Genomic DNA, 22,081 nt, shown 5'->3' on the forward strand with positions numbered 1-22,081 from the left:
TTCACAAGTACTGGTGCTAAGGCATAACGAACCCCGTTTTACTGCACCAACACAGGGAAGCAAGCCGATTCGATACACACTTTTTTGCCTATAAGCCCGAATTATCGGGGGATGTCCGCCCAGCACGGCTGAAACGTTCCCATGGTCTTCACAGAGTGGCCCGGTACCCTGTTTGCGTGGGTACGGCGCTATTTTCATTCGGGAGGACAGGACTGTTCCTGGCGAAGGCCGCGGTCATTTTCACGGCCGCCGTAGTGGGACTGACTGCCTGCACCGCCTTCCCGCAGTCTCCGTCCGAGACCTCGGCCAGACTAACGTCGCCCGGGGTCGGCGAACCGGACCCATCGCTTGAAACGGAAGCCGGACAGCCGCCGTCGTCCGCTTCCGGCTCCGGAACATTCGGCGACGGGGGAGCCGGGCTGCCGTCCGGCGAAACGCCCCTGCAGAGCACGGACGGTTCCAGCAACAGTTCTGATCATTCCGAGCCGTCCGAGGACGCCGGAAAATGGGGAAGTTACGGCACCAGGACCGAAGCGTGCACGGCGGTGGCGGCCAAGGTCGCCGTCCTGATGCTGGCGCCGCTGAGCTTTATTGCGGGCGTGGACGAGGCGCGGCTGGACGAACTGCAGGCTGAGGTCGAAGATCTGCGGGACAAGGCGCCGGCCGAGCTGCACGACGAGCTGGACGAGGTCGAAGCGGAGCTGGCAAAGCACGAGGACCTGACCGATTTCGACGACGAATCATTCCGGGAAGCGGTAGAGCCCATCCAGGAGTGGCTGAAGTCCAACTGCACCTTTTAATCGGGCGCTCCCGCCGTCGGCTATACGCGTTAGGCTTGCTTCAAGAGAAAGCTCGGCGATGGGAGAACAGGTGGAGAACCAGAATCCGGCAGGCCAACCGCCGGCGTACCAGCCCGCCATCCCCGACCCTGCCCTCCAGGAGCCGGCCTTGCACAGCGCGGGTCCGGAGGCGCCCGGCCGGACAACGATCTCGGACACCGCGGTGGCCAAGGTCGCCGCGGTGGCGGCACGCAGCGTCACCGGTGTTTACGCATTGGGCTCGGGTACGGGGCGGGCGTTAAGCGCGCTGCGCGATGCCGTGGCCGGCAGCGATATCGGCCAGGGTGTCCGCGTGGAGGTGGGACAGACCCAGGTAGCCGTGGACATTAGCCTGGTGGCCCAGTACGGGGTGCCGCTGCAGCAGCTCGCCCAGAAGGTCCGTGCGGCGGTGTACAGCGCCGTGGAGCAGTTTGTAGGACTGGATGTCATCGAAGTCAATGTGGAAATCAATGACGTTCATGTGCCCGGCCTCAATGACGCGAAAACGACGGCGGAGAAATCCGCCAGGCAGCCGGCACCGTGAGGGCCGTCGGAGAACCTGGAGGCAGGCAAAAAATGAGCAACACCGTAGTCGGCATGGCCGTGGGCGCGGCCCTGGCTTGGGCGGCACTGGTATTCGAATTCTGGGGCTTCCTGCTGATGGCCGTGTTCCTGGCTGTCGGCGCCCTGATCGGCCGTGCCGCGGACGGCAAACTCGATCTGCGCGGTGTCCGCGACGCGCTGACCGGACGCCGCTCCTCTTCATGACTGCCGCTGAGGGCGCGGTTCCTGCGCGCGGAGCAGAGCGGCGGCTCGCCGGACACAACCGCGTCAGCACGCAGGCCCTGACCAGCACCGCCCAGGGCGTTGCCGGGGAGGTCCTTGGCGTTTCCCCCGGCCTCATCCGGGCAAGCTGGCGGGACGACCAGGGCTACCTGGCGCTCTCGCTTGCCCTGCCGATTGGCATTCCCTCGCTGACCCGGGTCCTGCAGGATCCGCAACTGGTGGCCGGTTTCGGCGGCTCGATCTGGGAGCGGGTCCACGCGGCCAAAGGGGAAATCCTGGACCGGATCACGCGCATCAGCGGATCCACGCTGAGCAGGGTGGATATCCGGGTGACCGGAATTCGGCTCCAGGACGGAGGCCGCGTTCGATGAGCGAAACCGGCTACCAAAACCACTATGACGGCCAGGCCACTGCCTACGAGGCCGGGGACCGCTTCAACGACCGGCTGGCCCTGCGTGAAACCCGTAGTTCTCGTGCCACGGCAGCGATCATCGCCGCGGTCCTGGTTTCGCTGATCTGTCTCTACGTCCTGCTCGAAGCCGCGCTGAAAGCCATCGGCCAACCCGCCTGGCTGCTTGAACCCCGGGACTTCGCGGCCTGGCTGAACCAGCTGCCGGAGAATGTGCCGACGCTGATCCTGGGCACCAGTGGCGTGCTGATCCTCTTCGCCGGCCTGTTCTTCTTCCTGCAGGGTGTCCTGCCGGGCCATCTGCACCGCCACGTCCTTCCCAGCCGGCGCGGAATCGCCATCGTGGACGACGAAGTTCTGGCCTCATCGCTGGCGCGCCGTGCGCGTACCCGGGCGAATGTCACCGAGGAACAGGTGCTCGTGACGGTGTCGCGCTCGCTGGTGGAGGTCCAGCTGCGCCCCACTTCCGGCATTCCCGTGGAGGAATCCGCCATCCAGTCGGCGGTGGAGGACGAGTTGCACCGCTCCCACATCGACCCCATGCCCGAGGTCCGGGTCAGAGTTTCGGCGTCGGGAGTGGTGGGCCAATGAATGAGACTCCGCGGGTACTCAACCGCGTGCTGCTGACCCTGATCGGACTGCTGCTGATCGGCGCGGGCGCCACCACCGTGGCGCTGGCCGCGGTTCCGGCCTTGGCCGGCAGTTGGCATGCGCTGACGCGGAGGGCCGGGGCGGACATCGAAAACGTGCTGACCGCGACTACTTTGCCGGGCCAGCGGGACAGCTGGCTGTGGATTGTGCTGGCACTGCTGATGCTGGTCCTGATCGTGCTGATGATCGCCTGGGTGGCGCAGCAAGGCAAGGGCCGCGCGAGCACTCTGGCCGCGGATTACAACGACGACGGCGGCCCGGGCACCGTTGAGCTGGGCACCGCGGTTGCGGAGCAGGCGCTGAAGACTGCCCTGCTGGAGCGCGAGGAAATCCTGCACGCCTCCGTCGCCACCTACGAGTTCCGGGGCACGCCGGGCCTGCGTATCAGGGTGCTGCCGCGGAAGGGCGTGCCGCCGTACCTTGTGGCCGAGCAGGTCTCGGATCTAGTGGAAGCGCTGGACCTGGTGATCGGCCGGGAGACTCCTGTGGTCATCAGCATCGGCACCAGCGCACGCGCCCGGTTGGGGCGCACCGAACGCGTCCACTGATCCTCCGCTGGTAGTTCGTCCGGGTCCTGCCGAGGCGTACGTCGCGAGTTCGGGTGGGTTGGATCACAATTCGGCATCAAAGCCTCCCGGTCGGTAAAACGTTCTTGTCTCGCGCAGCGTAAGCGTTTACGTTTCAGATACCCGATCCACACCTGGTGGCTTATTGCTGCTTTGTCCAGTTCACTCGCGGCCACCTGACAAAGGAGTCACATCATGGGATTTGTCCGCTCGAAAAAGGCAGTTCTGCCGTTGGCAACGCTCAGTGCGCTGGCCCTCACCCTTTCCGCCTGCGGCCCAGGCGGCGGCGCGGAAGAGGGAGGAGGGGGCTCGGAGGCAGCAGCGGACTGCAGTACCTACGAGACCTACGGAACGTTCGACGGTGCCGAGGTAAGCGTCTACTCAACCATCACCGACCTCGAAGGGGAGCGCCTCGAAAACTCCTGGGTGGACTTCGAAGAATGCACCGGGATCGACGTGGTGTACGAAGGCTCCAACGAGTTCGAGACCCAGATCGGGGTGCGCGCCCAGGCCGGAAATCCGCCGGACGTTGCCATCATTCCGCAGCCCGGCCTCCTTGCCGCCCATGCCCGGGCGGGCTATCTGAAGCCGGCTCCGGCGGAAGTCGAAGCACTCGTGGATGAAAACTGGTCCGAGGACTGGAAGGGCTACGGAACCGTGGACGGCACGTTCTACGCCGCTCCGATGCTGGCCAGCGTCAAGGGGTACGTCTGGTATGTACCGTCCACCTTCGAGGAGAAGGGTTGGGAAGTCCCGCAGACCTGGGACGAAATGATGACCCTGTCACAGGCCATTGCGGACGAGGGCACCATGAAGCCCTGGTGCGCCGGTTTCGAAGCCGGTGAGGCCACCGGCTGGCCGGGCACGGACTGGATCGAGGACGCCGTGCTGCGCCAGGCCGGCCCCGAGGTCTACGACCAGTGGATCAGCCACGAGATCCCGTTCAACGACCCGCAGATCGCCGATGCGTTCAACGCCGTGGGCGACATCGTCAAGAACCCGGACTACGTCAACGGCGGCTTCGGCGACGTCCGCTCCATCCTCTCCACCACGGTCGAAGAGGGCGGCCAGCCGGTGCTCGACGGCAGTTGCGCCATGCACCACCAGGCCACCTTCCAGGCAGCCAACTGGCCGGAGGGCACCACCGTGGCCGAGGACGGCGACGTCTGGGCCTTCATCACCCCGGGTGAGGAAGCCGGCGCAGGCGCAATCACCGGTGGCGGCGAATTCGTTGCTGCTTACGCGGACCGCGAAGAAGTTTCGGCGTTCCAGCAGTACATGGCCTCGGCGGAATTCGCCAACAACCGCGTGCAGCAGGGAGCGGCCATCAGCGCTAACAAGGGCCTGGACCCGTCGCTGGCACAGAACCCGCTGGACCGGCAGTCCATCGAGCTGCTGCAGGATGAAAACACGGTGTTCCGCTTCGACGCCTCGGACCTGATGCCCGGAGCGGTCGGAGCCAACTCCTTCTGGAGCGGCATCGTCGAGTGGATCAACGGCAAGTCCACTGAGGAAGTGCTGGATTCCATCGAGTCCAGCTGGCCCAGTGAGTAACTGAGTCCACGGGCCCGGCCGGCCCGCCTGAACAGCTGCGCCGGCCGGGCCTTATCCGCTTCATTCCCCGCATCAAGGAGGCTGCGCCATGGAGGATCTTGGCGAGAAGTTTTTCCAGGTGGTGATTGCCCTTGCCATCTTCGCCGCGATCATCGGCCTGATCATGTTGCTGGTCGACAGGGCGCCCAAATCGTTCCGGGACAAGGCCACGATCATCGGATTCCTCGCCCCGGCGGCTGTTCTGCTGGCTATCGGACTGGTCGGCCCGGCCGTACTGACAGCCTTCCTGGCCTTCACGGACCGCAATGGCGACCCGAACGGGCTGGACAACTTCGTCTGGATGTTCACGCAGCCCGAGGCCCTGGTCACGCTGCGCAATACGGTGCTCTGGGTCATCCTTGTGCCGCTGCTCTCGACCGGCATCGGGCTCGCTTATGCGGTCTTTATCGACAGGGCCCGGGGCGAAAAGGGCCTGAAGGCGCTGGTCTTCATGCCGATGGCCATCTCGATGGTCGGTGCGGGCGTGATCTGGCGGTTCATGTACGCCTACCGCGGCGCGGAGCAGGAACAGATCGGCCTGCTCAACCAGATCCTGGTGTGGTTCGGCAGCGAGCCCAAACAGTTCCTGCTGGACGCCCCGGAGAACACCTTCTTCCTGATCGCGGTGATGATCTGGATCCAGACCGGCTTTGCCATGGTCATCCTGTCCGCTGCGATCAAGGGCATCCCGAACGAGATTGTCGAGGCAGCACGGCTGGACGGTGCCAGCGCCTGGCAGCAGTTCCGCAACATCACCATCCCGTCCATCCGCGGCGCGCTGATCGTCGTGATCACCACCATCACGATCGGCACACTGAAAGTATTCGATATTGTCCGGACCATGACCGCCGGCAACTTCGAAACCTCGGTCATCGCCAACGAGATGTACACCCAGGCGTTCCGCGCCAACGAGCCCGGCCGCGGTGCCGCGCTCGCGCTCGTGCTGTTCCTGATGGTCCTGCCGATCGTCGTATACAACGCACGGCAGCTGAAGATGCAGAGGGAGATCCGATGAGCGCCATACCAGCAGATGCTTCCGCGGCGACGGCGGTGGCGACAGAAGATGTTGTCGAGTCCGGCCGGCCGGAGCCGATGGCCCGACGGGTTCGGCAGCGGCTGACTTCGCGCGGCGCCACGGCGGCCGCCATCATCATCGCCACCATCTGGACCATCCCGACCTTCGGGCTGTTTATCTCCTCCTTCCGGCCCGAAGACAGCATCCAGAACAGCGGCTGGTGGAACTTCCTCGGCGACTTCCAGTTCACCCTGGAGAACTACGGCGACGTGCTGGCCTCGGGCAGAAGCTCTTCGCCCAACCTGGGCCAGTATTTCCTGAACTCGCTTGCAATCGTCATCCCGGGAACCATCTTCCCGCTGGTGCTCGCATCCATGGCGGCCTACATCTTCGCCTGGGGCAGGTTCAGGGGCAAAGATACGCTGTTCATCTTCGTCTTCGCCCTGCAGATCGTTCCGCTGCAGATGGCCCTCATTCCGCTGCTGTCCCTGTTCATCAACCTCAAAATCGGCGAATTCCAGCTGCTGCCCGCGGGCACCTACGCGCAGCTGTGGATAGCGCACACCATCTTCGCCCTGCCGCTGGCCATCTTCCTGCTGCACAACTTCATCTCCGAGATCCCGGGCGAGGTGATCGAGGCGGCACGCGTGGACGGCGCGGGCCACGCAACCATCTTCTGGCGGATCATTCTGCCGCTTTCGGTGCCGGCGATTGCCTCCTTCGGCATCTTCCAGTTCCTGTGGGTGTGGAACGATCTCCTGGTGGCGCTGGTCTTCTCCGGTGGCACCGCGGATGTCGCCCCGATTACGCAGCGGCTGGCCGAGCTGACGGGCACACGGGGCAACGAATGGCACCGGCTCACCGCGGGCGCTTTCGTCTCCATGATCATTCCGCTGGCGGTGTTCTTCGGCCTGCAGCGCTACTTTGTCCGCGGCCTGCTCGCAGGTGGCCTCAAGGGGTGAGGCTGCAATGACCGGGATCGACGACGTCGCCCGGGCACTGGGCGTATCGACGGCCACGGTCTCCCGTGCGCTGCGCGGATTGCCCGGGGTCTCGGCAGCCACGCGGGGCAAGGTGCTGGCGAAGGCGGAAGAGCTCGGCTACGTGGCCTCGTCGTCGGCCGCGCACCTGGCCTCCGGACGGACCATGGCCATGGGTGTCCTGCTTCCGCTGATTGACCGGTGGTATTTTTCCTCCGCGCTGGAGGGCGTTGATCGGGCGCTGCGGGCCGCCGGCTATGACATGGTGGTCTTCAGCCTCGGCGGCACCGGCCTGAACCGGGACCGGGTTTTCCATCGCTCCATGCTGCGCAAACGGATCGATGCGCTGCTGGTCATGTGCATGGAGCTCACCCCCGAAGAACTGGCGGCGCTGCAGCAGCTGGACTATCCCAATGTCACCATCGGCGGATACGTGGACGGGCTGCGCAATGTCAGCATCGACGACGCCGGAGCGGCCACGGATGCCATGGAGTACCTGATCGGCATGGGCCACACCCGGATCGCCCATGTGCGCGGAGGCGGTGAGTACGGGATCGAGTTCGCTGTCCCGCAGCAGCGCGAGGAAGCCTACCGGGCTGCGCTGGAACGCCACGGGCTGGAGGCCAGACCCCAGTGGGTGATCACCGGAGAGTTCAGGTTCCTGGAGTCCAAGCTGGCAGCCGCCCGGCTCTTCGACCAGCCGGGGGAGCGCCCCACCGCCGTCTTCGCCTCCTCGGACGAGATGGCCTTCGGCGTGCTGGTGGCCGCACAGGAGCGCGGGATCCGCGTCCCCGAGGAACTGTCCGTGATCGGAATCGACGACCACGAATTCGCCGAGCCCATGGGACTGACAACGGTGCGCCAAAGCCCCGAGAACCAGGGCAGCTATGCGGCGGGACTCCTGCTGGGCGAACTGCAGGGGGCGCCAAGGCTGGCCACGCCGCCCTTCCAGCCGCATGAACTGATCATCCGCCGCTCCACGGCGCCGCCGTCGTCGTAATCATTGTCCGGCGTGGGCAACGAGACGGCGACGCAAAGATGTCAAAGAAATTTTCGGCGCCGTGTCGATTCCCCCGTGCCCTGTTCGACGCAATAGTAGAAGGACGCGCACGGCGCCTTCGTCCAGATAAGGAGAGAACCATGAAATACATGTTCATCATGCGCAGCACCGCCGAAGCTCTTGAGGCCTCCAAGGAGATCCCTTTCGAGGAGATGATCAACAAGATGGGCGCCTACAACGAATCGCTCATCAAGGCCGGAGTCATGCTGGGCGGGGACGGTCTGGCCGACGTGTCCGAGGCCGCGAACTTCGTTGTCGACTTCTCGGGTGAGCCGCCCGTTGTCACGGACGGCCCCTACGGCGAGACCCATGAGCTGTTCAACGGGTTCTGGATCATCCAGGTCTCGTCCAAGGAAGAGGCAGTCGAGTGGGCGAGCCGCTGCCCGCTTGGTCCAGGTTCCAAGCTCGAAGTCCGCCGGATCACCGAGGAGGCAGATTTCGCCGACTTTGCCGACAACGAATACATCCAGAAGGAATCCGAATGGCGCAAGCAGGAAGCGGACCTGAACAGCGAGAACGGCTAGGACAAGCCCCGGGCCGGGAGCCTGCCATGACTGGTGCGGAGGGGGCGGACGGGGTCCGACGCCGGATTGATGCGCTGTGGCGGATCGAAGGCGCACGGATCGTTGCGGTCCTGGCGCGGGCGACCGGGGATGTCGGGCTCGCGGAGGATCTGGCCCAGGAAGCCGTGGCCGATGCCCTGACCCAGTGGCCGGGATCCGGCATTCCGCGCAACCCCGGCGCCTGGCTCACCACGGTGGCCAAACGCAAGGCCATCGACGGGTGGCGCCGGGCCGCGCGGCTCGACGAGCGCTACCTCGACATCGCCCGCGGGCTGCAGGACGAGGACGCGGTGGCGTGGGAACCGCTGGACGACGACGTGCTGCGGCTGGTGTTCACCGCCTGCCACCCCGTCCTCTCGCGCGAGGCCCAGGTGGCCTTGACGCTGCGGATCGTCGGCAGCTTGACCACAGAGGAGATCGCGCGGCTGTTCCTGGTGCCCGTCGCCACTGTCCAGCAGCGGATCGTGCGGGCCAAGAAGACGCTCGCGGCCGCCCGGGTTCCCTTCGAGGTTCCGGAACCGAACAAGTGGGGCGAGCGGCTCGGTGCGGTCCTCGGCGTTGTGTACCTCATGTTTACCGAGGGGTATGCGGCGACGTCGGGCGACCGCTGGATGCGGCCGGACCTCGCCAACGAGGCACTGCGGATCGGCCGCATCCTCGCCGGGCTGGTGCCGCGTGAGCCCGAGGCCCATGCGCTGGTGGCGCTCATGGAGTTCCAGGCCTCCCGTTTCGCCGCCCGCACCCGGCCGGACGGGACTCCGGTCCTGCTGGCAGACCAGGACCGGAGCCGGTGGGACCGGGCCCAGATCAGGCGGGGCGAAGCCGCCCTGGCACGGGCCGATGCGTTGGGCCGGGGGAGGAACAATTATGCCCTGCAGGCCGCGATCGCCCAATGCCACGCCGTTGCGGCGAGCGTCGATGAGACCGATTGGCCCGCCATTGTGCTGCTGTACGAGGCGCTCGGCCGGATCGCGCCGAGCCCGGTGGTGGAACTCAACCGCGCCGTGGCCGTGTCCATGGCTACCGGGCCGGCAACGGCGCTTGCCATCGTGGACCGGCTCAGCTCCGACGGCGCCCTGCGTGGATCGCACCTGCTGCCCAGCGTCCGCGGCGAACTGCTGGCCCGTCTCGGCCGGCGGGAGGAGGCCCGCGCGGAGTTTACGGTGGCCGCGGCATTGGCCCGGAACGACCTTGAACGGGCTGTCCTGGAAGGCAAAGCCGCCGAAGTCTGAAGACCCCGAAGGCTCAGGAGGCGCGTGCCAGCTGCCGGATCTTGATCCAGCGGGTGGCCAGGCGCCGGTAGGCGGCAGCGGCCCCGGTCATGTCGCCCTCAGCCAGCGATTCAATGCCGGCCTGGACATCGGAGGGCGAATCGTCCGGGTAAACCATGTCCGCCACGCGGCCGTAGTCCAGTTCCAGCATGCCCGTCAGCGTGAACGTCTCCATCCACTCCGTGATCTCGGTGAGTTCGTCGAGCAGGTCAAGTCCCGGCGCCGCCACCGCGAGGCTGGCCGCGGCATACCGGGCGCGGTCGATGCACTGCATCAGCGGCGCGCTCAGCCGCACGGTTTCCACACCGTGGCGGCCCTCGATCACCTCGGCGTGGTCGTCTTCACGGAAGAGGACAAACCAGCCGAACGGGATGCCCCAGGTGGAACTTCTGGTGTGCAGCTTGGCCAGCGAGTCCGCGAAGGTGTCCGGATCCAGCCGCTGCTGCTGGGCATCCCGCGCCGCTTCCGGCAGCAGCAAGCCCAGCAGCGGGTTATGCAGGCTGTGCGAAATGGACTCGGCCGCCAGGGTGCTGCGCACGGCCAGTTGGTTGGGGCAGTAGTACGGCGTGGTCAGGCCCTCCGGCGACGGGTAGTGCAGCACCCGCACCAGATCCTCGCTGTCGTGCGGGAACGGGTCGGAGACCGTCCGCGTGATGCGGCGCAGCGACTCCCCGCGGTCCAGCTCCTCGGTGATCCGGCGGTCCCGGCTGCGCTGTTCCATGATGAGCAGCTGCTCTTCATCGGAGAACGCATCCAGGGGCTCGAAGACCCGAAGGTAGGAAACGTACGGGAAGCTGGTCATCATTAGTCCAGTTCCACAATCACGGGCGCGTGGTCGGAGGCGCCCTTGCCCTTGCGCTCCTCGCGGTCGATGATCGCGTCCGTCACGCGCGAGGCCAGCGCCGGCGAGGCCAGCACAAAGTCGATCCGCATGCCTTCCTTCTTCGGGAAGCGCAGCTGGGTGTAGTCCCAGTATGTGTAGGTGCCCGGTCCCGGGTGGATCGGGCGGACGACGTCGATGTAGCCGGCCTCCTCGAAGGCGCGGAAGGCGGCCCGCTCGGGTTCGCTGACGTGGGTCAGTTCTTCGCGCTGGAACTTTTCGATGTCCCACACGTCCTCGTCCCGCGGGGCGATGTTCCAGTCCCCGGTCAGGGCGATCTGTGCCTGCGGGTCCGCCTGCAGCCAGTCCGCGGCGTGTTTCTTGAGCACGTCCAGCCACTGCAGTTTGTACGCCATGTGCGGGTCATTCCGCGCCCGGCCGTTCGGCACATACAGGCTCCAGATCCGGACGCCGGCGCAGGTCGCCGCGATGGCACGGGCTTCGGCGTGGACGGCGTCATCGGTCTTGCCGAAGTGCGGCTGGTCCATAAAGGTGCGCTCCACGTCGTCGAGCCCCACCCGGGAGGCGATGGCGACGCCGTTCCACTGGTTCAGCCCGAAGTGGGCCACCTCGTAGCCGTTATTTTCGAACAGCTCCCACGGAAAGTTCTCATCGGTGGCTTTGGTTTCCTGGATGGCCACCACATCCACGTCGGAGCGCAGCAACCATGCCTCGATACGGTCGGCGCGGGCACGGATCGAGTTAACATTCCACGTAGCAATCTTCACGCTCACTACGTTACCGAACTGGCAGCCCTGTTGTTCATCGGGCGCCGGGACCGGCGGCGTGGGACGATTCGACCAGCAGGGCGAGGTAGCCGGCCGGCCCGGAGCTTAGTTCCGCCACCAGTCGTCCGCGATGGTCACCGGGACCGTGCGCTTGTGCCGGGTGACCAGATACCGGTGCTCGATCGCCTCGGCTACTTCTTCCGGCACCTTGCGGCCCTCGAGGTAGTCGTCAATGTGGTCGTAGGAGAGGCCGAGCTCGTCCTCGTCCGTGCGGCCCGGCTGGTCATCAAGCAGGTCCGCCGTCGGTGCCTTCTTGTAGAGCCGCTCCTCCGCGCCGAGGTGCTCCAGCAGCTGGCGGTTCTGCCGCTTGTTCAGGCCGAACAGCGGCAGGATGTCCGCACCGCCGTCGCCGAATTTGGTGAAGAAGCCGGTGACCGATTCCGCGCCGTGGTCGGTGCCGATGACCAGGTAGTTGTGCTGTCCGGCCAGGGCGTACTGGGCAATCATCCGGGTCCGGGCCTTGATGTTGCCCTTGTTGAAGTCGGTGATCTTTTCGCCGGTGGTGGTGGTGAATTCGGTTTCGAATCCGTCCACAGCCGGAGCCACGTCGAAGGTCCACGACGTCTTCGGGTCGATGAACTTCAGCGCCGCCTGCGCGTCGTCCTCGTCATGCTGCACGTTGTAGGGCAGGCGGACCGCCACGAAATTGGCCTCCACGCCTTCGGCTTCGAGCTCGTCGACGGCCAGCTGAGCCAGCTTGCCGGCCACCGTGGAGTCCAGTCCGCCGCTGATGCCCAGGACAAAGCCCTTGGCGCGGCTGGCCTTCAGATAGTCCTTCAGGAAAGTGACCCGCCGGCGGGTTTCCTCAGCGGGATCAATGGTGGGCCGGACGCCCATTTCAGCAATGATTTTCACCTGGAGTTCACGCATGGAGCCAGCCTACCTGCACTCTGTTTCCGGCGTGTTGCCCGCGCCAGGATCAGCCGGTGCCCGTCACTGTTTGAAGGCGGAGTCGAAGGAAGCCTCGGGCCGGGTGAAGTCGAACTGCTTCAGGAACGCCAGCGCTTCCGGCGCGCCGCGCAGCCGGTCCATTCCGGCGTCTTCCCATTCCACGCTGATCGGGCCGTCGTACCCGATGGCGTTCAGCGCACGGAAGCTCGCTTCCCACGGGACATCGCCCCGCCCGGCCGAGACGAAGTCCCAGCCGCGGCGCGGATCGCCCCACGGCAGGTGCGAACCCAGCCGGGTGTTGCGGCCGGTGATCCGCAGCTTCGTGTCCTTGCAGTCCACATGGTAGATCCGGTCCTTGAAGTCCCAGATCAGCGAGACCGGGTCGATGTCCTGCCACATCATGTGGCTGGGGTCCCAGTTGATCCCGAAGGCCTCGCGGTGGCCGATCGCCTCCAGCGCCTGCACCGTGGACCAGTAGTCGTACGCGATTTCGGACGGGTGGATCTCGTGCGCGAACCTGACCCCGCACTCATCGAATACATCCAGGATCGGGTTCCAGCGGTCCGCGAAGTCCCGGTAACCGGCCTCGATCACCTCGGCGGGCACCGGCGGGAACATTGCCACGTACTGCCAGATGGACGAGCCGGTGAACCCCACCACGGTCTTTACACCGAGCCGCTGCGCCAGCCGGGCGGTGAGCTTCATTTCCTCCGCGGCACGCTCGCGGACGCCCTGCGGGTCCCCGTCGCCCCACACCCGCGGGCCAACGATGTCGCGGTGCCGGAAGTCGATCGGGTCATCGCACACCGCCTGCCCCTTCAGGTGGTTGGAGATGGCCCAGACCTTCAGCCCGTTGCGCGCCAGGATGTCCAGCCGGTCCTGGATGTAGTCGTCGTCGTCCCAGCGCCACGCGTCCAGATGGTCCCCGGACACCGCGATCTCCAGGCCGTCGTAGCCCCACCCGGCGGCCAGCTCGGCCACCTTTTCGAAGGGCAGGTCCGCCCACTGGCCGGTGAAGAGTGTGTAGTTGCGTGCCATGGCTGCTCGCTTTCTGTCTGGACTTAAGGATCAAATAACGACGGCGGTGCTCGCCTGGGCGACGCTGCGTTCCATTGCATCGAGCACCCGCTGCACGGCAAGGCCGTCCTCGAAGGATGCCGCGGGCGGGGTGCCGGTCCGGATGGCGGTCAGGAAGTCCGCCGCCTGCGAGGTGAACGCGTGGTCCCAGCCGAGGATGTGTCCGGGCGGCCACCACGCGTCCAGGTAGGGGTGCTCCGAGTCGGTGACCAGAATCCGCGCCGAACCCTGCAGCGCTGCCGGTGCGCCGGCGTCGTAATAATGCAGTTCGTTCAGGTTCTCCAGATCGAAGCGCAGGTGCCCGCCCGAGCCGTAGACCTCGATCTGAAGCGCGTTGCGCCGGCCGGTGGCGAACCTGCTGACCTCCACGCTGGCCACGGCACCCGAGGGCAGCCGCAGCGTGGCCCAGGCGGCATCGTCCACCGTCACCGGCTCCGGGCCGTTGGGGCCGGTGCGCTGCGGAACAAACGTGTTGATGGTGGCGGAGACGCTGGCTACGCGCTCGCCGAGCAGGAACTGCACCTGGTCCACGGCGTGCGAGGCGAGGTCACCCATGGCGCCGGAACCGGCGGTTTCCTTCCGCAGCCGCCAGGTCATCGGCGCGGCCTCGTCCGCGAGCCAGTCCTGCAGGTAGGACACGCGCACCTGCCGGACCTGCCCCAGCTTCCCGTCCGCGATCAGCTGCCGCGCCAGCACCAGGGCCGGAATCCGCCGGTACGTGAACCCGGTCATCGCGATGACGCCCCGGGAGACGGCCTCGCGGGCGGCGGCGGCCATCTTTTCGGCCTCGGCCACCGAGTTGGCCAGCGGCTTTTCCACCAGCACATGCTTGCCCGCCTCCAGCGCCGCGATGGCCTGTTCGGCATGCAGATGCCCGGGCGTGCAGATGTCCACAATCTGCACGTCGTCCCGCGCCAGCACCGCGCGCCAGTCGGTGGCCGTTTCGGCCCAGCCATAGCGCTGCGCGGCGGCACTCAGCTGGTCCTGGTCCCGTCCCACCAGCACCTGCCGGGCCACCGGGGGAGTGTCGTAGAACGCGCCCACGTTGCGCCAGGCGTTGGAGTGCGCCTTGCCCATGAACGAATACCCCAGTACGGCTACCCCCAACGGAGCCGCCGGGGTGGCCGCGGCAGGGGAGCGCGCCGGAGCGGGATCCGGAACGGTTGCGGTCATCTTTTTCCTCTTCTCACGTGCGCGTCACAGCCCGCGCAGAAAGGCCAGTCCGTCCGCGGCCAGCCGGTCCTGGCTCGGCGCCAGCGGCCGCCAGATAGACGCGGCGGTGGCGATGGCGGCGTTGTCCGCGGTAAAACTCTCGATGTTCAGCGGGCCGGTGTAGCCGACGTCGTCCAGCGCCTTCACCAGTTCCGGCCAATTGGTCTGGTCCCCGCCCGGCGCCCCGCGGTCATTGCCGCAGACCTGCAGGTGCACCAGGTGCCGGCCGGCCGCGCGGATGGCCGCGGCGCTGGATCGTTCCTCGATGTTCAGGTGGTAGCTGTCCAGCGCGAGCCCCACGCCGTGGCCCAGCAACGGTTCCAGCGCGTCCAGCGCCTGCTCCACGGTGTTGACCAGCGAGGTCTCGTACCGGTTGAGCGGTTCAATGCCAAGAACGACGCCGGCCTCCGCCGCCTGGGCGGCGAGCGGCGCCAGATTGCGGCGCAGCTCGCGGTACGCCGCTGCCCGTTCGGCCTCGGTCAGCCGCCATACTCTCCCCGTGGCGGAGTAGAACGGTCCGCACACGGCCGGCGCCCCGACGTCGTACGCCATCCTGATGCAGGCGGCGAGGTAGTCCTGGGTGGCGGCAACGGTGGCGGCGTCCGCCGCGACGAGATTGCGTCCCGGCGCCATCGCCCCCACGATGAAGGGCTTCAGTCCGGTGGCCGCCAGTGCCTCGCGGGCGGTTGCGGCGGTGAAGTCGCCCGCGTTTTCCAGTGGCAGCTCCACCGCGTCGAAGCCCAGCGCAGCGATCTTCTCCAGCAAAGGAGGCAGGTTGGCGTCCGTCAGCGGGGAGTCCCACACCCAGGTGTTCACTCCGATGAGCCGGTCCGCCATGTCCTGCCTCCTTTGCTGTCATGGATGGTGCTGGTTCAGTGCGGCGCCGCCGTGCCGGCAGCCTGTCCGGGAACGGTCAGGGCATCTGGCGTTCCTGCCAGACCTCCGGGTAGCCGGGCAGGTCCTCGCCGCCGAACTTGGCGTAGTGGCCGTCCGGCATGCCCTCGTTGAGCTCCAGCCACTGGTCGAGTTCATCCGCGGGAATGGGCTCCTGCGGCAGCACCCACTCGGCCGGGATTTCCTCGCCCTTGAAGATCTTGTCCAGCGCCAGCAGCGGGGTGCGCCACTGGAAGTTGGAGTAGACCGGGGCCAGCGCTTCGATGCCCGTTTCCTGCCACTTGCGCAGGAAGCTCATCTCGTCCTCGCCGGTCATCACCGGCAGGTCCTTGCCCGCGTCCTCGAAGGCCTCGATCGCGGCCACAGCGCCGTCGCCGGCGTCCATCCAGACGCCCTGGACGTCCCCGGTGGCCAGCTCGTCGGAGATGATCTTCTTGATTTCGGTCGGGTCGGCACCGGTGAAGTAGTCCGTGGCCTCGATCCCGTTCTCGGTGAAGATCTTCTCCGCCGCGGCCCAGCGGTGTTCCAGCACGTCCACGCCGGGCAGGATGCGCAGGGCCACTACCTTGTCGCCCTCCTGCAGCCGCTCGGAGAGGAACGTTGCGGTGTCAATGCCCCAGGCGAAGCCGCCGATCGGATGGATGAAGGTGGTGGCGCAGTCCGTCTCCACGCCGCGGTCGAAGACCACCACGGGCTTGCCGGTGTCGCACGCACGCTCCACGGCCGGCGTCAGGGCCGCGGTGGAGTTGGGCGAGATGATGAACGCGTCGCAGTTGCCCTCGTTGATGAAGTAGTCGATGTCGGCGATCTGCGTGTTGTCGTTGTCCTTCGCGTCGCGGGTCTCCATCTCGGAGATCACGCCCGAGTCCTGCAGCACCTTGAGCTGCTGGTTCATGGTGATCCAGCCGGTCTGCCGCCACGGGTTGGAAATGGAGGCGTTGGCGAAGCAGACCTTCTGCTCGCCCTCCACAGCGAGGTCCGAGGTGTCCTTCATCTCGCCGGCGATGTACTGCAGGTACGGCTGCTCAGGATCCCCCTCGAATTCCGCCGTACGCTGTTCGAACTGTTCGTCGTAGAGCGCCTGGTCGAACCACTCCTGCTCGGTGGCTTCCGGCGACGCCGCCGGACTGCCGCCCGGGTCCTCGGTCACGGATGGATCGGTGGTGCAGGCGGTCAGCGCCAGCAACGATGTTGCCGCTACGAGCGTAACCGCGGTACGGATACTTTGATTGCGCATCAGTATCTGTTTCCTCCCTGTTCGGTGCCCTCAGCGGGCGGTGGTGCCGTTGTGATGTTCGGGTTGTTCGGTGGCTGTGGAGTCCGGGCCTGCGGTGGCAGCCTGCGCCGGTTGCGGCGGCTCGATCTGTTGAGGTGGCGCTTCGTGCGCGGGCGCTGCCGTGCCCTTGCGTTTGCGCTGCCAGGTCTTGGCGGCGGCCGCCACGGCGACGATGATGATGGCGCCCTGCACGCTGTCCCGCCAGGTCGACTGCACACCGACGAAATTCAGCAGCGTGAACAGCGACTCCAGCGCAAACGCACCGGCCGCGGCGGAAAGTACCCAGCCGCGTCCGCCGCCGAGGACAACCCCGCCAAGTACGACGGCGGTGATCGCCGTGAACTCATAACCTCGCCCGACCGACGGGTGGACACCGGCATAGCCGACCAGCAGGATGCCCGCAACGGTGGCGGCCAGCGAGGAGAGCATGAAGGCGCGGGTCTTGATCCACCACACCGGAGCTCCCGTCAACGCCGCCGCCGTCGGGTTGTCGCCGGCTGCGATCAGGGTGCGCCCGTAGGGACGTCGCATCAGCCAGAAGGCCAGTGCGGCCACCGCGGCCAGAATGATCACCGGATAGGGGATGACCTCCAGCACGGGCACGCCCTCGATGCCGCCGCGGCCGATCTGCCGGAAGCTGTCCGCCGGGTTGCCCTGCGCAGCGCCGCCGGTCCAGAACAGCACCAACCCCAACAGGGCCAGCATCATGCCCAGCGTGACGATGAAGCTCGGCACCCGCAGCAGCGTGGTGACCAGGCCGTTGACCAGCCCGATGAAAGCCCCCAGCACGAACATGAGCAGCAGTACCGGGACGACTTTGGCGTCGTCGTCGCCAATGAGGTTGCCGGCGGTGATCACCTGCATCGTCACCACGGAGCCCATGGACAGATCGAACTCGCCGGAAACGATGACGAAGTACTGCCCGATGGCGGCGATGGCGATGGGCGCGGTGCGGCCGATGAAGCGGATGAAGGAATCGGGTTCGCCGAAGGACGGGTTGACCGCGATGATGGCCGCCAACAGGGCGACCAGCAGGACGAACACGGCGCCGCCGGGGGTGCGCAGGGCCCGCAGGAAGCGTTCGCCGCGGCCGGCCCGGTTCTGCTGCAGCACCGCGCTGCGGTCGCTGGGAGTCAAGGTCCGGCTCATGCCCGCACCTCCTGGGGATCCTCGGCGCCGGGCATTTCCTGCCGGCTATGTCCGTCGTGCCCGAAGCGCGGCGGCCGGTTCACAATCCTTCGCCGCGCATAGACCGCCACGGCCACTACAATCACGATCCCGCGGACCACGTCCTTGAGGAACGGATTGACCTGCATCACCGACATGATGTTGTCCATCATGGCGAAGATCAGGACGCCGCCAAGGGTGCCGGTGATGCTGCCCTTGCCGCCGGCCAGCAGCGTGCCGCCGAGTACCACCGCGGCGATGGACAGCAGATCGTAGCCGCCTTGGGAGCCAACCGTGGGGCTGCCGACGCCAAGCCGGCTGGCCAACAGCAGCCCCGCCATGCCGGCCATAAGCGAGCAGATGACGTGCGCAGTGATGACCGGCGTCTGGATGCGGATGCCTGACATCCTCGCCACATTGGGGTTACCGCCGACGGCGTAGATCTGGTGGCCTACGCGGGTGCGGTGGAGCAGCAGCATGGCCAGGCCGGCGCAGGCCAGCATGATCAGTGTGGAGATGGGCACCGGGCCCAATCCGGTGGCACCGACCAGCCGGAACGAAAACGGTGTCTGGCCGAAACTGCCCTTGAAGTTGGTGGCCAGGTAGCCGCTGATGATCAGCCCCATGCCGAGGGTGGCGATGAAGCCATGCACCTTCAGGCCGGAGACGATGAGCCCGTTGAACAGGCCGATCAGGGCGGAAACGCCCAGCGCCAGCAGCACGCCGGCGAGTACATTGGCGCTGTTGTTCGCCATCACTCCCGCGGCGATCAGGCTGGCGAGGCTGGTGACATACGGGACGGACAGGTCCAGGCTGCCAACCAGGATGACCAGGGTCTGCCCGATCGCGATGAAGCCCAGCACGCTGGTGCCGGTCAGGATGCTGGAGATATTGCCCGGGCTGAAGAAGCTGCGTCCGGCGGTGGCCACAAGGACGGATCCGACGGCGAGGGTCAGCAGGGCGACCAGATAGACGATGTGGGTGGAGGACAGCCGGCTGAAAATGCTGCCGCCGCCGCTGGCCTTGTTCATGCGCTCTCCCCGGTTCCGTGGCTTTCCTCGGGCTGGATGCTTCCGACGGCGCGGGCACCGTCGTCGTTATTGGTGCTGTTGGCGGCCGGCCGCGCGCCCGTACCGAGCTGGAGGATCTGCTCTTCGGTGGCGCCGGCGGGCAGCTCCCCGGCGATGCGGCCGTCCCGCATGACGATGATGCGGTCCGACATGCCGATGACTTCGGGCAGTTCGCTGGAGACCATCAGGACGGCTTTGTCCTCGGCCGCGAGCTGGCGCATCAGGCGGTAGACCGCGATTTTGGCGCCGACGTCGATGCCGCGGGTGGGTTCGTCCAGCAGGACCACGCGGGGGCTGATGGCGAGCCACTTGGCCAGCACCACCTTTTGCTGGTTGCCGCCGGAGAGGTACTGCACCTCCTGGTCCAGGTCCCGGGCGATGACTTCCAGTGCGGAGAACACGCCGGGGATGTCCTGCTTGACCGCGCCGGTGCTGCGCGGGAAGACGGAGCGGATGACGCCCAGCGCGTTGTCCAGGATGGACTGGTTCAGGCTCAGGCCCTCCGCCTTGCGGTCCTCGGTGATCAGCGCGATCCGGGCCCGGATGGCCTGCCGGGGCGACTTGGGCAGCAGTTCCGTACCGTCCAGCCGCATGGTGCCCCGGGTGAACGGGGCCGCGCCGAAGATGCCCTGGACCAGCTCGGTCCGGCCCGAGCCCTGAAGCCCGGCGACGCCGACGATCTCGCCGGGCGCGATGCTCAGGCTGATGTCGTCCAGTTGGTCGTTGCCGGCGTTGTCCAGTGCCAGCAGCGGGGTCTCGGTCAGCGGCTCGTCGGCCTCGTCGCGCGGGAGTTTGTCCGGGAAGTAGGCGGAGATCGGGCGTCCGACCATGAGGCGGACGAGGGAGGCGTCGTCGAGCTCCGCGGCGGGCCGGGTGTCCACAATGCGCCCGTCCTTGAGCACCGTGATGGTGTCGCAGAGATCGAAAATCTCGCGCAGCCGGTGGGAGACGTAGAGGATGGCCGTGCCGCGTTCCTGCAGCCGGCGCACGATCTGGTAGAGCAGTTCCACCTCCGGTCCGGCCAGCGCGGCGGTCGGCTCGTCCATGGAGATGATTCGCGCGTCGTAGCTGATGGCCTTGGCGATTTCCACGATCTGCTGCTCCGCAACGGAAAGGGAACGCACCGCCGTCGTCGGCTTGATGCTGGTGATGCCCAGGGATTCGAGCAGCTCGGCGGTGGTGGCGTTCATCCTGGCCTTGTTGACCAGCAGGCCCTTGCGCGGCTCCCGGCCGAGGTAGATGTTTTCGGCCACGGTGCGGTCCGGCAGCAGGTTGAACTCCTGGAAGACCGTGGAGAGGCCTGCCTCATGGGCCTGGGTGGGGTGGCTGAAGTGGACCTCTTTGCCGTCCAGCAGGACGGTGCCGGCGTCGCGCTGGTAGACGCCGGCGAGGACCTTCATCAGGGTGGACTTGCCGGCACCGTTTTCGCCGACGAGCCCGTGCACCTCGCCGGCATGGAGTTTCAGTGCCGCGTCCTCGAGCACGGGAATGCCGAAGAAGCTCTTGGTCAGTCCGCGGACTTCCAGAACAGGGCCGGCTTCCGGCCTGACGGAACCGGTTCCTGCCGGCGAAGACAGGGCGCCGGATCCGGCATGTTTGCTGATGATTTCACCCACGCTCCAAGAGTGGCATGGCTCACACACTTCTGTCGATAGTTTGGCAAAAGTTGCATGGAAAACATTTATTAGTCGAGTAGAGACGAACGCAAGTGCCGCATGCTTTACTGAAAGTGTGTCGAACTCCCAGGTGGCTTCCGCGCCGCGAAACGCAGCCCTTCCGGCTCCCGGCGCCAGCGACGTTTTCCAGCTGCTGCGTGACGGGCAGCCGCGGACCCGGGCCGAGCTGGCGCAGCTGACCGGCCTGGCCAGATCCACGGTGGCCCTGCGGGTGGACACCCTGATGAAGCTTGGTTTCATCGCCCCGTACGGCGGGGCGGTCTCCACCGGCGGCAGGCCGCCGTCGTTGTTTGCCTTGAATTCCGGCGCGCGCGTGGTGGTCGGGGCGGACCTCGGTGCCACGCACGCGCTGGTCATCCTGACCGATCTGGCCGGCACGGTCTTGGCTGAAGAACGGGCCGCCCTGAACATCGCTGCCGGACCGGAGGAGGTGCTCGGGTGGCTCGCCGCAGCGGTGGGCCGCTTACTTGACACGGCCGGACGCCAGGCGCGAGAACTGGGCGCTATCGGCATCGGGCTGCCCGGGCCGGTGGAGCACGACACCGGCCGGCCCATCAATCCGCCGATCATGCCCGGCTGGGACCGCGTGGATGTGCCGGGGCTGGTGCAGCGGCATTTCGACGTGCCCGTGCTGGTGGACAACGACGTGAACATCATGGCGCTCGGCGAGCAGGCCACCGCCTGGACCGAGGTGCAGGAGCTGATGTTCATCAAGGTGGCCACGGGCATCGGCGCCGGGATTATCTCCAACGGGCAACTGCAGCGCGGCGCGCAGGGCACGGCCGGGGACCTGGGGCACGTCAGGGTGCCGCGGGGCGAAGACATGCAGTGCCGCTGCGGCAATACCGGTTGCCTCGAAGCGCTTGCCGGTGGCCCGGCGCTCGCCGACGTGCTCGCGAAAGAGGGGCGGACGGCGTCGACGAGCCAGGACGTGATCGATCTGGTCCGGGCCGGGGACCTGCAGGCGATCCAGGTGGTGCGGCAGGCCGGGCGGGATATCGGCGACGTGCTGGCAACCTGCGTCAACCTGATCAACCCGTCCGTGATCGTGATCGGCGGCAGCCTGGCCCAGGCGGGCGAGCACCTGCTGGCCGGGATCCGCGAGGTGGTCTACCGGCGCTCGCTGCCGCTGGCCACCGAGCATCTGCGGATCGCGCCCTCCGTTGCCGGCCAGCGGGCCGGGGTGGTGGGGGCGGCGTCGCTGGCGATCAGCCACGTGCTTTCGCCGGAGGCCATCGAAGCCGCCGCGCGCTGAGCGTCGTTCACGCCGCTGGGGCTTCCCGGGGCGCTAACTACCCTCCAGCCAGGGCGATTCTCGGCTTCGAGCCCATGTTCAGGCGTATCTGTCCATGTTTAGCTGCCAAAATCCACGGAATCATGCGGGTGTGGAAAACGAAACATGGGCTCGAAAGCGTAGCGGCAGTGGCCTGCGTCTCTC

The 22,081-nt window shown here is 66.7% G+C and carries 23 protein-coding genes; 13 read left to right on the plus strand and 10 right to left on the minus strand.

Features of this window, described 5'->3' with window-relative positions; translation table 11 throughout:
* The first annotated feature begins 254 nt into the window (after positions 1-254).
* The 12 genes from AC5RWO_RS20285 to AC5RWO_RS20340 all read left to right on the plus strand — a co-directional run bounded on the left by AC5RWO_RS20285 (position 255) and on the right by AC5RWO_RS20340 (position 9,673).
* Entirely contained in the window at positions 255-800 is a 546-nt protein-coding gene (locus AC5RWO_RS20285) for a hypothetical protein (protein ID WP_498733584.1), read from the plus strand.
* A 70-nt stretch (positions 801-870) separates the two neighbouring features.
* Entirely contained in the window at positions 871-1,362 is a 492-nt protein-coding gene (locus AC5RWO_RS20290; protein ID WP_498733587.1) for an Asp23/Gls24 family envelope stress response protein, read from the plus strand.
* A 32-nt stretch (positions 1,363-1,394) separates the two neighbouring features.
* Complete coding sequence (locus AC5RWO_RS20295) at positions 1,395-1,586, plus strand: DUF2273 domain-containing protein (protein ID WP_074700154.1); 192 nt, start codon at positions 1,395-1,397, stop codon at positions 1,584-1,586.
* On the plus strand, positions 1,583-1,975 hold the full coding sequence (locus tag AC5RWO_RS20300) for a hypothetical protein (protein ID WP_498733588.1): 393 nt from the start codon (positions 1,583-1,585) through the stop codon (positions 1,973-1,975). Before AC5RWO_RS20295 ends, AC5RWO_RS20300 begins: the two co-directional genes overlap by 4 nt.
* Complete coding sequence (locus tag AC5RWO_RS20305; protein WP_498733590.1) at positions 1,972-2,604, plus strand: hypothetical protein; 633 nt, start codon at positions 1,972-1,974, stop codon at positions 2,602-2,604. Before AC5RWO_RS20300 ends, AC5RWO_RS20305 begins: the two co-directional genes overlap by 4 nt.
* Positions 2,601-3,212, plus strand: coding sequence for a hypothetical protein (locus tag AC5RWO_RS20310; RefSeq protein WP_498733591.1), 612 nt, complete (start codon positions 2,601-2,603; stop codon positions 3,210-3,212). Before AC5RWO_RS20305 ends, AC5RWO_RS20310 begins: the two co-directional genes overlap by 4 nt.
* 213 nt (positions 3,213-3,425) lie before the next feature.
* Positions 3,426-4,784: an ABC transporter substrate-binding protein gene (locus tag AC5RWO_RS20315; RefSeq protein ID WP_498733592.1), complete on the plus strand. Its 1,359-nt coding sequence runs from the start codon at positions 3,426-3,428 to the stop codon at positions 4,782-4,784.
* A gap of 88 nt (positions 4,785-4,872) precedes the next feature.
* Entirely contained in the window at positions 4,873-5,838 is a 966-nt protein-coding gene (locus tag AC5RWO_RS20320) for a carbohydrate ABC transporter permease (protein WP_498733594.1), read from the plus strand.
* Positions 5,835-6,800 carry a carbohydrate ABC transporter permease gene (locus tag AC5RWO_RS20325; RefSeq protein ID WP_498733596.1) on the plus strand — a complete coding sequence of 322 codons (966 nt, stop codon included), beginning with the start codon at positions 5,835-5,837 and terminating at the stop codon, positions 6,798-6,800. Before AC5RWO_RS20320 ends, AC5RWO_RS20325 begins: the two co-directional genes overlap by 4 nt.
* 7 nt (positions 6,801-6,807) lie before the next feature.
* Positions 6,808-7,818, plus strand: a complete 1,011-nt coding sequence (locus AC5RWO_RS20330) for a LacI family DNA-binding transcriptional regulator (protein WP_498733597.1) — start codon at positions 6,808-6,810, stop codon at positions 7,816-7,818.
* Positions 7,819-7,958: 140 nt separating this feature from the next.
* Positions 7,959-8,402 carry a YciI family protein gene (locus AC5RWO_RS20335; RefSeq protein WP_498733599.1) on the plus strand — a complete coding sequence of 148 codons (444 nt, stop codon included), beginning with the start codon at positions 7,959-7,961 and terminating at the stop codon, positions 8,400-8,402.
* 26 nt (positions 8,403-8,428) lie between these two features.
* The gene (locus AC5RWO_RS20340) at positions 8,429-9,673 is read left to right on the plus strand and encodes an RNA polymerase sigma factor (RefSeq protein WP_498733601.1); all 1,245 of its coding nucleotides are present in this window, start codon (positions 8,429-8,431) and stop codon (positions 9,671-9,673) included.
* A 13-nt stretch (positions 9,674-9,686) separates the two neighbouring features.
* On the opposite strand, the gene AC5RWO_RS20345 is transcribed toward AC5RWO_RS20340, so the two are convergent.
* The 10 genes from AC5RWO_RS20345 to AC5RWO_RS20390 all read right to left on the minus strand — a co-directional run bounded on the left by AC5RWO_RS20345 (position 9,687) and on the right by AC5RWO_RS20390 (position 20,583).
* Positions 9,687-10,514 carry a DUF8083 family protein gene (locus AC5RWO_RS20345; RefSeq protein ID WP_264667971.1) on the minus strand — a complete coding sequence of 276 codons (828 nt, stop codon included), beginning with the start codon at positions 10,512-10,514 and terminating at the stop codon, positions 9,687-9,689.
* Between the two features lie 2 nt (positions 10,515-10,516).
* A complete protein-coding gene (locus AC5RWO_RS20350; RefSeq protein WP_139003923.1) occupies positions 10,517-11,320 on the minus strand; it encodes an exodeoxyribonuclease III in 804 nt (267 codons plus the stop codon).
* A gap of 105 nt (positions 11,321-11,425) precedes the next feature.
* On the minus strand, positions 11,426-12,250 hold the full coding sequence (gene nadE / locus AC5RWO_RS20355) for an NAD(+) synthase (RefSeq protein WP_498733603.1): 825 nt from the start codon (positions 12,248-12,250) through the stop codon (positions 11,426-11,428).
* 63 nt (positions 12,251-12,313) lie between these two features.
* Entirely contained in the window at positions 12,314-13,309 is a 996-nt protein-coding gene (locus AC5RWO_RS20360) for a sugar phosphate isomerase/epimerase family protein (RefSeq protein WP_498733605.1), read from the minus strand.
* 30 nt (positions 13,310-13,339) lie between these two features.
* Positions 13,340-14,521 carry a Gfo/Idh/MocA family protein gene (locus AC5RWO_RS20365; protein ID WP_498733607.1) on the minus strand — a complete coding sequence of 394 codons (1,182 nt, stop codon included), beginning with the start codon at positions 14,519-14,521 and terminating at the stop codon, positions 13,340-13,342.
* A 24-nt stretch (positions 14,522-14,545) separates the two neighbouring features.
* Positions 14,546-15,397, minus strand: coding sequence for a sugar phosphate isomerase/epimerase family protein (locus tag AC5RWO_RS20370; RefSeq protein WP_498733609.1), 852 nt, complete (start codon positions 15,395-15,397; stop codon positions 14,546-14,548).
* A gap of 76 nt (positions 15,398-15,473) precedes the next feature.
* Positions 15,474-16,691 carry a substrate-binding domain-containing protein gene (locus tag AC5RWO_RS20375; RefSeq protein WP_498733611.1) on the minus strand — a complete coding sequence of 406 codons (1,218 nt, stop codon included), beginning with the start codon at positions 16,689-16,691 and terminating at the stop codon, positions 15,474-15,476.
* 30 nt (positions 16,692-16,721) lie between these two features.
* Positions 16,722-17,879 (minus strand): ABC transporter permease, encoded by a 1,158-nt coding sequence (locus tag AC5RWO_RS20380; RefSeq protein WP_498733612.1) that lies wholly within the window; start codon positions 17,877-17,879, stop codon positions 16,722-16,724.
* Positions 17,876-18,928: an ABC transporter permease gene (locus tag AC5RWO_RS20385; RefSeq protein ID WP_498733614.1), complete on the minus strand. Its 1,053-nt coding sequence runs from the start codon at positions 18,926-18,928 to the stop codon at positions 17,876-17,878. The genes AC5RWO_RS20380 and AC5RWO_RS20385 overlap by 4 nt, the downstream gene beginning before the upstream one ends.
* A complete protein-coding gene (locus AC5RWO_RS20390; RefSeq protein WP_498733615.1) occupies positions 18,925-20,583 on the minus strand; it encodes a sugar ABC transporter ATP-binding protein in 1,659 nt (552 codons plus the stop codon). The genes AC5RWO_RS20385 and AC5RWO_RS20390 overlap by 4 nt, the downstream gene beginning before the upstream one ends.
* A 115-nt stretch (positions 20,584-20,698) precedes the next feature.
* On the opposite strand from AC5RWO_RS20390, the gene AC5RWO_RS20395 reads away from it, so the two are divergent.
* Positions 20,699-21,898, plus strand: coding sequence for an ROK family transcriptional regulator (locus AC5RWO_RS20395; RefSeq protein WP_498733617.1), 1,200 nt, complete (start codon positions 20,699-20,701; stop codon positions 21,896-21,898).
* The last annotated feature ends 183 nt before the right edge of the window (positions 21,899-22,081 follow it).

Source organism: Arthrobacter sp. B055-34 (assembly GCF_059090425.1).